The sequence below is a fragment of the Desulfovibrio sp. genome, from assembly GCF_047607245.1.
Taxonomy (GTDB): domain Bacteria; phylum Desulfobacterota; class Desulfovibrionia; order Desulfovibrionales; family Desulfovibrionaceae; genus Desulfovibrio.
Genome location: NZ_JASGDK010000015.1, coordinates 1 through 11,973, shown reverse-complemented (window position 1 = coordinate 11,973; position 11,973 = coordinate 1). Strand labels below are relative to the sequence as shown.

Annotated in this window: 9 protein-coding genes; 8 read left to right on the top strand and 1 reads right to left on the bottom strand. The window is 56.7% G+C overall.

The window, feature by feature from the left end; all coding sequences use genetic code 11:
• From zraS to QM579_RS01450, 5 genes are all read left to right on the top strand, one after another.
• On the top strand, window positions 1–1,359 hold a 1,359-nt coding region (zraS, locus tag QM579_RS01470), incomplete at its 5' end, for a two-component system sensor histidine kinase ZraS (protein ID WP_414997457.1).
• Between the two features lie 208 nt (window positions 1,360–1,567).
• Entirely contained in the window at window positions 1,568–2,929 is a 1,362-nt protein-coding gene (locus tag QM579_RS01465) for a sigma-54-dependent transcriptional regulator (RefSeq protein ID WP_414997456.1), read from the top strand.
• A 48-nt stretch (window positions 2,930–2,977) separates the two neighbouring features.
• Window positions 2,978–3,607, top strand: a complete 630-nt coding sequence (locus QM579_RS01460; RefSeq protein ID WP_414997455.1) for an HD domain-containing protein — start codon at window positions 2,978–2,980, stop codon at window positions 3,605–3,607.
• Window positions 3,608–3,736: 129 nt separating this feature from the next.
• The gene (locus tag QM579_RS01455; protein WP_414997454.1) at window positions 3,737–5,191 is read left to right on the top strand and encodes an EAL domain-containing protein; all 1,455 of its coding nucleotides are present in this window, start codon (window positions 3,737–3,739) and stop codon (window positions 5,189–5,191) included.
• A gap of 489 nt (window positions 5,192–5,680) precedes the next feature.
• Complete coding sequence (locus QM579_RS01450) at window positions 5,681–6,301, top strand: nitroreductase family protein (RefSeq protein ID WP_414997453.1); 621 nt, start codon at window positions 5,681–5,683, stop codon at window positions 6,299–6,301.
• An 80-nt stretch (window positions 6,302–6,381) separates the two neighbouring features.
• On the opposite strand, the gene argB is transcribed toward QM579_RS01450, so the two are convergent.
• Entirely contained in the window at window positions 6,382–7,164 is a 783-nt protein-coding gene (gene argB, locus QM579_RS01445) for an acetylglutamate kinase (RefSeq protein ID WP_414997452.1), read from the bottom strand.
• 281 nt (window positions 7,165–7,445) lie between these two features.
• On the opposite strand from argB, the gene QM579_RS01440 reads away from it, so the two are divergent.
• The 3 genes from QM579_RS01440 to QM579_RS01430 form a co-directional block, all read left to right on the top strand.
• The gene (locus tag QM579_RS01440) at window positions 7,446–9,479 is read left to right on the top strand and encodes an ATP-binding protein (protein WP_414997451.1); all 2,034 of its coding nucleotides are present in this window, start codon (window positions 7,446–7,448) and stop codon (window positions 9,477–9,479) included.
• A 183-nt stretch (window positions 9,480–9,662) separates the two neighbouring features.
• Window positions 9,663–11,054, top strand: coding sequence for a glutamate--tRNA ligase (gltX, locus tag QM579_RS01435; RefSeq protein ID WP_414997450.1), 1,392 nt, complete (start codon window positions 9,663–9,665; stop codon window positions 11,052–11,054).
• A gap of 151 nt (window positions 11,055–11,205) precedes the next feature.
• Window positions 11,206–11,973, top strand: a 768-nt coding sequence (locus QM579_RS01430; protein WP_414997449.1) for a glycosyltransferase family 2 protein, incomplete at its 3' end; no start/stop codon positions are given.

Here is an 11,973-nt window from a genome sequence, read left to right as displayed (position 1 = left end):
CTGGCCCTCATGATAAGCCTGCTTGCCTATATTTCCATTGAGCGCAGTGAAGCAGCCATGGGGCGCTTGCTGGCTGAAAAGGGATCTTCATTTATCATTGCCTTTGAAAGTATTTTGCGCTCCGGCATGCGCAGCGAGGCTGGGGTACGTCTTCAGGTGCTGCTGGAAGAAATGGCGGCCAGCCCGGGAATTGTTTTTGTTGCCGTAACCATGCCCGACGGTACCATTGTGGCCCACAGCGACCGTGGGCGTCTTGGCGAAATTTTACAGGTTAAAGACGTGGAAATGGACGAGGCGCGCATGCGCGAGCTGGGCCCCGGCATGCTGGCCCGCTGGGGCATCATGCATCTTGAGGGGCGCAGGGTTTTTGCCGTGTACCGCCAGTTTTCACCCGGTATGACCGATGCGGCCAAGGGATACCCCACCCCAGTAATATTTCTTGGCCTGGATATTTCGCCCTTTGAGATCACGCGCAGCCAGAACCGGGATTATGTGGCCATGCTTTCGGCTGTGACCCTGCTTGTGGGGCTGGTCTGCCTTCTGGCTCTTTATTATGCTGAACGTGCCCGTGAATCACGCCAGCGGCAGCGCAAGGCCGAAGTGGAAGTGCGCCGTCTTGAGGGCGAGGTGCGCCGCAAGGAAAAGCTGGCGGCTGTTGGTAATCTGGCTGCCGGGGTGGCGCATGAGATTCGCAATCCCCTCAGCTCCATCAAGGGTTATGCCACATATTTCGGCCAGCGCTTTCCCGAAGGCAGCGAAGACCGTGCCGCGGCCAATGTTATGGTCAACGAGGTGGACAGGCTCAACCGCGTCATTATGGACCTTATCGGGCTTTCGCGCCCCAGTGACGTGTTTCCCCGGGCAGGCAGCATCACGGGTGTTGTGGAGCATGTGGTGCGTCTTATCCGGCAGGATACGGAAAAGCGCGGCGTTGAGGTTGAGTGCAGGGTTGCCCGCGGCGTGCCGCAGGCTATGGTGGACCCCGAGCGCATGGGCCAGGCTTTGCTGAACCTCTGCATCAATGCTCTGGACGCCATGCCCGACGGGGGCAGGCTGACCCTGGCCGTGGCCTGGCAGAAAAAAGGCGTATGCCTTATGGTGCGCGACACGGGCATAGGCATTCCCCCGCGACAGTTGCCGCATATTTTTGATCCCTATTTTACTACCAAGGGGCAAGGTACGGGGCTGGGGCTGGCTATGGTGCACAAGATTGTCGAAGCCCACAATGGCGAGATCAGCGTTACTTCCCGGCAGGCACAGGCTGATGGAAAGGGGGAAACCATCTTCCGCATCTGGCTGCCAGAGGCCTCGCCCGAGCCGCCGCCATTTGTGGAACGCAGAAAAAGAAAGCGCGTGTGACGGGTACTCCCGCACAGGAGAAGATCGCTTTGTATGTATAAAGCTATATGGCGTTTTGCCGAGTAAACTATCTGTACGGTAAGATGCACTGGCTTTGTGAAGACAATCGTTGCGGGGCATGTGAGGTTGGCAAAGGCAAGCGTTGCTTGCCGCAGAGCGACAATTTCAATGTGAAAGTGCTCTGAGCAGATCAGGAGGAGAGGGCAGGGTGAGCAACAGCATTCTTGTGGTTGACGACGACGAAGCGCATCGTGGCATGTTGCGTACCATGCTCCGTTCCTGGGGCTATGCAGTGGAAGAGGCTTCCGACGGAGACGAAGCTGTAGCCCTGGTACGCGAAAAAGCCTTTGCCGTGGTGCTGACAGATGTGCGTATGGCCCGGTTGAGCGGCATAAATGCCCTCAAGGGCATTCTTGAATATAATCCCGCCTTGCCAGTGGTGCTCATGACCGCATACTCCTCCGTAGAAACTGCGGTGGAAGCCCTGCGGCTTGGGGCCTATGATTATCTGGTCAAACCTCTGGACTTTGACAGCCTGAAAAGCGTTTTGCATCAGGCTATCGAACATTCACGCCTGAGTGTTGAAAACCGTGAGTTGCGGCGTCAGTTGAGCAACACTGCATCCATGCCGGGCATTATAGGCCGCAGCAGCGCTATTGCCCACATGCAGGAAATTATAGATACCGTGGCTCCCACAGAGGCCACCGTACTTATTTCAGGAGAGTCGGGCACGGGTAAGGAACTGGTGGCCCGCGCCCTGCACGCGCACAGTTCCCGCGCCGATAAAATTTTTGTTACGGTGAACTGCGCCGCCTTGGCTGAAAATCTTCTGGAGTCTGAACTCTTCGGCCACGAAAAAGGCTCCTTCACCGGGGCGGAGCGGCGGCGCGAAGGCCGCTTTGCTCAGGCGCACGGAGGCACGCTTTTTCTGGATGAAGTGGGCGAAATGCCTTTGTCTGTTCAGGCCAAACTGCTGCGCGCTTTGCAGCAGGGCGAAGTGCAGCGCGTAGGTTCGGACACCCAGCTTACAGTAGACGTGCGCGTTCTGGCCGCGACCAACCGTGATCTGCGGCAGGAAGTGGCGCAAAAGCGTTTTCGCGAAGATCTGTTCTTCCGGCTTAACGTTATCAGCGTTGATGTGCCGTCATTGCGCGAAAGGGCGGAGGACATTCCTTTGCTGGCAGCGCATTTTCTTGAAGGCTTCGCCAGCCGCAACCGGAAAGTCGTGCGCGGGTTTTCGCCTCAGGCTCTGGACACCATGCTGCGCTATTCCTGGCCGGGCAATGTGCGCGAACTGGAAAACGCGGTGGAGCGTGCCGTCATACTGTGTCACGGCGACCTTATTACCGGGCGCGAACTGCCTTCCATGCTGTCCTGTGCAGTTCAGGAGGACGTGCGCCCGGCGGAGCCGGATGCCTCACTGGCTGGCATGCCTCTTGATGCCGTGGAGCGCAGGGCCATTGAAGAAACGCTGCGGCAGGCTGGAGACAACAAGAGTGAAGCCGCGCGCCGCCTGGGCATTACCCGTGCCACTCTGCATAACAAGCTGCGTAAATACGGTCTGGAGTGACCTTTTTGCTGGCCTTCAAATTCTGCCAATCACATTACCGGAATTATCATGAGCGACACAGACAAGCGGGCAGCTGCAAAGGCCTTCAATCCTGACCAGTTGGAGCGCATTGCAGATTTTTTTAATGAGGTTGGAATGCTGCGGCACACGCCCCGCACCGGGTATGCCTTTCTTGGCTCCGGTAAGGAGAACGTGGCCGAACACTCGTACCGGGTCAGCGTCATAGGGTATGTGCTGGCTCGCATGAGCGGCATTGATCCGGCAAAGGTTACTTTTCTTTGCCTGTTTCATGATCTGCACGAGGCGCGCACGGGCGATTTCAACTATGTGAATCATCGTTACGACCAATGCCAGGCCCGGCGTGCCCTGGAAGATTGTGTGGAAGGAACCGGCCTTGAGGGCGATGTGCTGCCTCTCTGGGATGAACTGGATGCGAGCGCAAGCCCGGAGTCAATCCTGGCCCACGACGCAGACCAGCTTGATCTTATCTGCAACCTCAAAGCAGAGCTGGACAAGGGCAATGCTTTTGCCGCGCAATGGCTTGAAAGCGCGGTCAAGCGTCTGCGCAGTCCGGCGGCTGAAGAACTGGCCCAAGTAGTGTTGCGCACCGACCACAACAGGTGGTGGTACGGACGCGTTGAAAAAGAGTGGTGGGTGCGCCGCGGCCAGAAGAGCTAGTGATAGCTATTTCTACAACCATAGAAAATTCTTTACAAAATATTTCAGAGTGAGATAGCCTCGCCAAGCCCAGAATTGTAGAAAGACACCACTGTGGGGTCTTTGCGCCGGACCGAAAAGGGGGGAGGCATGCACTTTCTGGAGGATGGAGCGGGGGGGCTCTTCGAGGGCGATGCGTGGCCCTCAGACCCGACAGAAGGCGATCCCGGATCAGAAATCAACCTGAAGAGCTGGGAAAGCTGCCAGATACGTCGTCTGCTGAGCCGTATGGAACAGTATGACCGCACCACATGGCTCATGCAGTATGAATCATTTCTGCAACAGGCCTTGCGAGTGGTGCGCACTGAATGCCTTGGGCGGCGTTTTGGCATTCTGCACGCCGACATGCAGGGATTTCAGGTTCTCAACCGCATCTATGGCGAACGTGCGGGCAACAGCATGTTGCGTGCCTTTGCCGCTTTTTTGCGCCGATGCGACTCTTATGTCTGCGGCAGCCGTGTTTTTGCCGATCAGTTCGCTATGCTTTTTACTATTCCTCCAGACATCAGCCTGCAGGGCATGGCCAAAAAACTTGTGTCCGAAGGCGAGCAGTTTCTTGCAGAAAAACGCAACCTGCACCCGCGCAGCCATCTGGCTTTTGTGGGCGGCATCTGCGCTGTGGAGGGCACGCCGGAAAGTCTGCACCCTTTGGTAAGCCGGGCAGACAAGGCGCGGCGGGACCTCAAGCCTACGCTGCGTTCACGCTGTGGAATCTTCACCGAAGCTATGGAAGTCTGCCGCCTGCAAAGGCAGAGCCTCTATGAAGACATCGCCAAGGCGCTGGAAAGCCGGGGCGTGTTCTTTTTGCTCCAGCCACAAATTGACATTGCCACCGGAACCGTGGTGGGCGCCGAAGCTCTGGCCAGAATGCGCACCCCTGACGGCAAGATCATAATGCCCGACAGTTTTGTGCCTCTTCTGGAGGAGTCTGGCGATATAACCAGCCTGGATTTCACCATTTATGGTCAGGTTTGCAAGCACATGCAGCGCCGTCAGCAGTCCGGCAAGCCATTGGTGCCTGTATCCCTGAATATATCGCGCGAGCATTTCAGAAATCCTACCTTTGTATCGGAATTTCATTCTCTGGTGCAGGCGCATGACCTTGCCCCCCGTTGGGTGGGGCTGGAAATCACCGAAAGCGTCTTTGTAAAAAAGCTCGAAGAAATTAGTGAAAGCGTGCGTCAGCTCAAGCAGTTTGGTTATTCCATCTGGCTGGACGATTTTGGTGCGGGTTATTCCAGCCTTAACGTGCTCAAGGACGTGCCCTTCGATTTTATTAAAATCGACAGGGGACTCCTGGGAACAGGGGAAATAGCTCCTACCAACAAAAGTATCATCAACAGCGTCGTGCGCCTTGCCGAAGACCTGAATATGGGGATTTTGTGCGAGGGTGTTGAAAATGCTTCGCAGCGTGATTTTTTGTCCCGGTTGGGCCGTATTCAGGCACAGGGTTTTTATTACGCGCACCCAATGAGCCTTGAAGATTTTGAACACCTGCTCGACAGTGGAAGAAAATTTCATCCGCTGGATGTGGAAAATTCCTGATCCGTGGCGCATCTGGTCACAGTCTTTTCAGCCGCAACGCCCCGCTGGCCTTGCTTTTGTGCCAGCCTTATGGCCGTGTTTTATCCTGCCCCAACTTTGAGGGCCTGAGATAACCATTCCGGCAGATTTTCCATATAGTTGCATCCCGGGGCCAGCAACGTCTGAAGCATATGGGGCACCCACAGGCCCTGTGCGTGGGGCGCAGAAGCGCGGCACACCTGTCTCGGCGCTGCTTGAAAGATTTTGTAAAGATCATCATACTTCAGACACGGCCCTTTCAGGGCATTGCACATGTTCAGCGTTACAACGCCCGGTAGAAGAAAGGGCCGCCCGTTGCAACATGGCCTGGGTTCAGCCGGGACGCATATTTTGGGCTGAATGCCAACCCCGTAATATTTAGCTTTTCATGGATGATCTGCTCTGCTTGCCCGGTCATTTGGGGAATGCCCTTGAGCGCTCGTGGGCAGCAACTCTTCCACGGAGTATTTTATGATCCGCAATATTCGACGTAACCTTGCCCTTTGTCTGTCCTTGGCTTCTCTGGCCTTGCTTCCCGCAGCCCCCGTCAACGCCGCCTCAGTTGATGCCGCTGCCCCGCGCATGGAACTGCCCGCACCTGACAAGACCGGAGGCATGCCGCTTATGCAGGCTTTTGCCCAGCGCCATTCCACCAAAAAAGGCTTCAGCGGCGCACCGCTTCCCGCGCAGCAACTGAGTGACCTGCTGTGGGCCACCTGGGGCGTTAACCGGGAAGACGGACGCCGTACCGCCCCGTCAGCGTTGAATCGGCAGGAAGTGCAGGTTTTTGTGGCTTTGGAAAACGGCGTGTGGCGCTATGAGCCCGCCCACACCCTGGTCAAGGTTCTGGACGGAGACTGGCGCTCCAAGCTTGGCGGCGGTTCGTTGGTGCTGCTGTTTGCGGCTCCGGCGGAAAACAAATGGTCGGGCATGCATGTGGGCTCGCTGTACCAGAACGCGGGCCTGTTCTGCGCCTCGGCGGGCCTGGGCAACTATGTGCATGCGTCCAATGCTTCTGCGCTGGACGGCAAGCTGCCCCTGCCTGATGGCTGGAGTGTGCTTATTGCCCAGACTGTGGGCATTGTGCAGTAAAAACAGTTTTTGAAAAACGTTACACAGAAAAAGCGGCAGCCGGAATTCCGGCTGCCGCTTTTGTTTTGTCTGGCGTGCGGTTAGCCCACAACAACAGTGCCCAGCGGGGCGTCGTCCAGCAGGTAGCGGCGCAAGCTTGAGGACGCGCGGCCATCAAGAATAAGCGCGCGCTGGCAACCTGCGTCCAGGGCGTGCAGGCAGGATTCCACCTTGGGGATCATGCCGCCTGTAATGACGCCTTCTGCGCGGAGTTTGTCTATCTCTGCGCGGGTTAGGGCGGGAATAAGCCTGCCCTCGGCATCGAGCACGCCCGGCACATCGGAGATAAGCACAAAATAATCGGCCGCTAAAGCTCCGGCCAGAGCGCCTGCGGCTGTGTCGGCATTGATATTCAGCGCCTGCCCTTCGGGGCCACTGGCCACCGGAGCCACAACAGGCACAAAGCCCGCCTGGAGCAGGCAGAGGGGCAGGGCAGGGTCTACAGCCTCTATCTCGCCTACAAGGCCCAAAGCGGGATTTTTTACCACAGCGCGCAGCAAGTTGCCGTCTCTGCCGGAAATGCCCGCCGCCCGTACTCCGTGCGCGGCAAAGGAGGCCACAACGGCCTTGTTTACCTGACCGCACAAAACCATTTCCACGGCTTCCATTGTGGCTTCGTCAGTAACCCGCAGGCCGTTTTCAAAGCGGCTTTCAATATTCAGGCGCGCCAGTAACGCGGAAATCTGGGGCCCGCCGCCGTGCACAACCACAAAGCCCATATCCTGAGACGAAAGCTGGGCAAGATCAGTGGCAAAAGCCGTGCAAAGCTCGGGCTTGTCCATAGCGTGCCCGCCGTACTTTATAACAACTCTGGCGTTGTTCATGTGCCTTCCTTATTTACAGGCAGACGACAGGCCCGCGTGGGCGCTGCCCCCTCCTGTTGCAGAATATTCGGTATGTCCGTACAGCTGTCCAAATTAGCACCCTGCCATACGGCGCGCAAGCCAGCAGGGAGTCAAACAAACGACAATGTTCTGACATTTCACGCTGAAGCCGTGAAAATCAAGGGCAGACAGATGGCAGGCTCCGGGACGCCAACGCAAAACGGCATTGTATTGCCGGGCCAAAAGCGCTAGCCTGCGCACATCATGTTTATGGAGGCACGATGGTGTTAGAGGCACAGCAGGGCTTTGGGGAAGGACTTTCGTGGGGACAGGAGGCCATGGCTGCAGCCAGCGTTGGCCTCTGGGTTCTTGAGCGCGATGTGGCTTCCGGGCAGATGCGCCTGCTTACCAACGCAGTTACACGCCGCCTGTTGGGTGTGCCCGATGATATCAGTCCCGAAGATTGTGCGGAATTCTGGCGCAGTCATGTGGACAGCCGCGACATAAACCGCATCTGGGAAACCCTTGAGGGTTTTAAAAAGCACACTGAAATGCGCGAAATGCGCTACTCCTACAACCATCCGCAGTTGGGTTCCATTCGTGTGCGTTGCGGCGGCAGGCGTGTTTCCCATAAAGGCGCCAAGGTCCTGCGTCTTGCAGGCTACCATCAGGACATAAACGAACTGCATGCAGCCCATCAGGCATTGCGTGAAAGTCTGTCGCGGCTTTCACTGGCCTGCCGCCTGGGCTGGCTGGGTGTTTTCGAACTGGGACGCCATAAGGGCAAGTTGGAATTTACCTGCAACGAGGTTTTTTACGAGCAGTTTGGCCTGCGTGAAGGCGCTGGCGCTGAAGAACGGCTTGAGGTTATGGAAAAGCGCATCCTGCCTGAAGACAGGCAGCGCTGGCGCAACCTTTGCCGTGCTGAGGGCTGGACTGTGGGCTTTCAGGAGCATGTGGAGCTTCGGGTAAACCACCCTTGGCGCGGCCTTTGCTGGTTTGCCCTGGCCTATGAAGTGGTGGGCACGCAGGAAGAGCCCCGCATCGCCGGGTACGTGAGCGATGTGACTAAGCACCGCCAGCACGAGCGAATGCTGCGTGAGGCCAAGGAAAGTGCGGAAGCCGCCAACGCGGCCAAGAGCATATTTCTCGCCAACATGAGCCATGAGATACGTACGCCAATGAACGGCATCATGGGCATGGCGCATCTGGTGCTCAATACGGATCTCAATGCCCAGCAGAGGGACTATGTGGAAAAAATCCATTCCACATGTGAGTCCTTGCTGGATATTATCAATGATCTTCTGGATTTTTCCAAGATTGAGGCCAACCATATGGAGCTGGAAAACCTGCCATTCCAGCCCAAAAAAGAGCTTGAGGCAGTGCTTGCCCTGCTGCGTCCGCGCACGCAGCCCAAAAACTGCACGCTTGAGAGCCACATAGATCCGCGTATACCGCCAACCCTGATGGGCGACGCCCTGCGCCTGCGTCAGATACTGCTGAATCTGGGCGGCAACGCCATCAAATTTTCAGAACGCGGCACGGTGCGCATCGACTTTCAGCTGGTGCGCCGCAAAGTTAATAACGTCACTCTGGCCTGCATCGTCAGCGATGAAGGCATTGGTATGAGCAGGGAAGAACAGGCGCGTATTTTTACGCCTTTTTCCCAGGCAGACACGTCCATTACCCGCCGGTTCGGCGGCACGGGGCTGGGGCTTGCGCTTTGCCGCCGCCTGGCCGTACTTATGGGCGGCCGCATCAACGTTCAGAGCGAGCCCGGCAAGGGCAGCGTCTTTACGGTGGAATTGCCTTTTGGCGTGGGGCAGGAAGACATGTTTGCCCCTGATCTGGCCGAGGCCGATCACAAGGTGGAATTTGCCTGCCTGCAGGGGCTGCGCGTACTGATGGCTGAAGACGGGGACATAAACCGCGAAATTATGGAAGTGCTGCTCAGCGGTATGGGAGTTGAGTGCATGGCCGTGAGCAACGGTCAGGAAGCCCTTGATGCCTGGCAACAGCATGTGGGTGAAATTGACCTTGTTCTTATGGATGTTCAGATGCCAGTTATGGACGGTTATACCGCCACGCGCGAGATCCGGGCCAGCGGATTGCCCGGCGCTGTAGATGTGCCTATTGTGGCCATGACAGCCTATGCAATGCGTGGCGACGCCGAGCGCAGCCTTCAGGCTGGTATGAACGCCCATTTGACCAAACCCATCGATGTAAGGGAGCTTACCCTTACCCTCAAACGCCTTGCACGCACCTGCGATGAAAGGCGCGAAGCCGCTAACATTACAGACATCCGAAATTTGTGAACCGCGCGATGCGTCCGGCTGCATTCGGGTGTATCCGGTTGCATCCGGGTCCAGAACGTTGCCTCTGGCTGCGGGCATCCAGCAGTACGGTTTGCCGGAACTATTTTGCAGAAAGATTAATAAATATACGAGATAGACGGGAAACAGCCTGTTTGTCTCACAAGCTCAGTCAAGGATAGCAACATGACGCAAGTGGTTACACGATTTGCCCCCAGCCCTACTGGACACCTGCATATCGGCGGCGCACGCACCGCCATTTTCTGCTGGCTTCTGGCCCGCCATTCCGGCGGCCGTTTTCACCTGCGCATTGAAGATACAGACACTTTGCGCTCCAAGCAGGAATACACCGATTCCATTCTGGCCTCCATGCGCTGGCTCGGTCTGGATTGGGACGGGGATCTGGCCTATCAGACGCAACGCACCGACCTGTATAATACCTATGTGGACAAGCTGCTGGAAAACGGCCACGCCTACTGGTGTTCCTGCACACCTGACGAGGTAGAGGCCATGCGTGAAGAGGCCCGGCAGAAAGGCCTCAAGCCGCGCTATAACGGCTGCTGCCGCACACGTGATCTCGGTCCCGGCGAAGGCCGCTGCGTGCGCCTCAAAGCGCCGCTTGCGGGCAAGGTTGTTTTTGACGATCTGGTCAAGGGCAAGATCGCGGTGGATGTGGGTGAACTGGATGATATGGTCATCCGGCGTGCCGACGGCATGCCCACGTACAACATGGCCGTGGTTGTGGACGATCACGATATGGGCATCACTCATGTGATCCGTGGCGACGACCACGTTTCCAACACACCGAAGCAGATTCTTATTTATGAAGCTCTGGGCCTGCCTGTGCCGCGCTTCGGCCATGTGCCGATGATTCTCGGTCCTGACCGCCAGAAGCTTTCCAAACGTCATGGGGCGCGCGCCGTCATCGAGTATCAGCAGGACGGCCTGCTGCCGCAGGCTCTTGTGAACTATCTGGTGCGGCTTGGCTGGTCCCACGGCAATCAGGAGCTGTTCACGCCCGAAGAACTGGTGGAATATTTTGACGGCAGCAACCTCAATCCTGCGGCTGCGGCCTTTGACCCTGCCAAGCTGGAATGGTGCAACGCCCACTTCATGCGTGAAATGCCTCTGGCCGAGCTGGCTGCGCTGACAGCGCCCTTTGTGGAACAGGCCGGCCTTGGCGTCTTGTCGCAGGAAAGGCTGGAACCCCTGTGCCTCATGTTCCGCGAGCGCGCCAACAACCTCAAGGCGCTGGCTGAAAGCTTCCGCCCCCTGCTGGTCAATGCTGCAGAGCTGGAATACGCTGAAAAAGACGCTGCCAAACATCTGACGGACAGCGGCAAGGCGCATCTGCGCGCACTGGTTACAGTGTTCGCGGCTTGCGAGCCCTTTACGGCTGAAAGTCTCGAGGCTGCCCTCAACGCCTATGTGGCGGACAATGGTCTCAAGTTCAAGGAAGTGGCTCCGCCCCTGCGCACGGCCCTTATGGGTTTTATGGGCGGCTCGCATCTTAATGAAATTATGGCATTTCTAGGTAAGGAAGAATCCCTGGCGCGGCTGGAGAAGGCTGCGGGGTAGTCTGTACCTCGGCAAGTTTTTATGAGGCACGCAGGGGCCGCCCGTATACGGGCGGCCCCTTTACATTTATGGCTGGTATTGGAATTGCATGTTATCAGGGGCCGAAGCGAAATTTTCACATGCCCGGAAGGATACCTACAAGGAGAAATACATGACAGGGGTGGAAAGCGGCCATAGTAAAAGTGCCCCGAAGAGTATTCACCGTTCCGGCGGCAGTCCTCTGGTGTCGTTTTTTGTTGCCGGGCGCAATGTGCAGAACTATGTGGAAGAGGCCATGCGCTCCATGCTTGCCCAGACCGTGGACGATTTTGAGCTGCTCATACTGGATGATGGCTCTACGGACAAAACGTATGACGTCATGATGAGCGTGCAGGATCATCGCATACGCGTACTGCGCAATGAAAAGTGCATGGGCATCGCACGGAGCCTTAACCGGCTTATGGAGCTCTGCCGGGGCCGGTTTTGGGCCCACATGGATGCGGACGACATCTGCGCGCCAGAACGCCTTGAAAAGCAGCTTGAGATTATGCAGGCTGACAACACTATTGGCATTTGCGGTTGCCGCTTTGTGGCCTTTTATCCTTCCGGAGAGGCCCATTTGTTCAATACTCCCTTGGAATCAGAAAAAATCAAAGCCAAACTTCTGTTTACAGCGCCTATGGCGCACCCCTTTGTAACTTTTGACGGGGAATTGTTTTCCAAGCATGGCATAACGTATTCCGAAAAAATGGTTTGTGCTCTGGACTATGAGCTTTATATAAAAATATTTCTGCGGCATCCCCATATCGCTTTTGCCAATGCGGACCACGTCCTTGGTTTTTACCGTCGGCATGAAGGGCAGATTTCAACGGCGCGCAGCCAGGAGCAGTTGCATTATGCGTTCAGGGCGCAAATGCAGATTTTTCAGGCTTTGGGAATT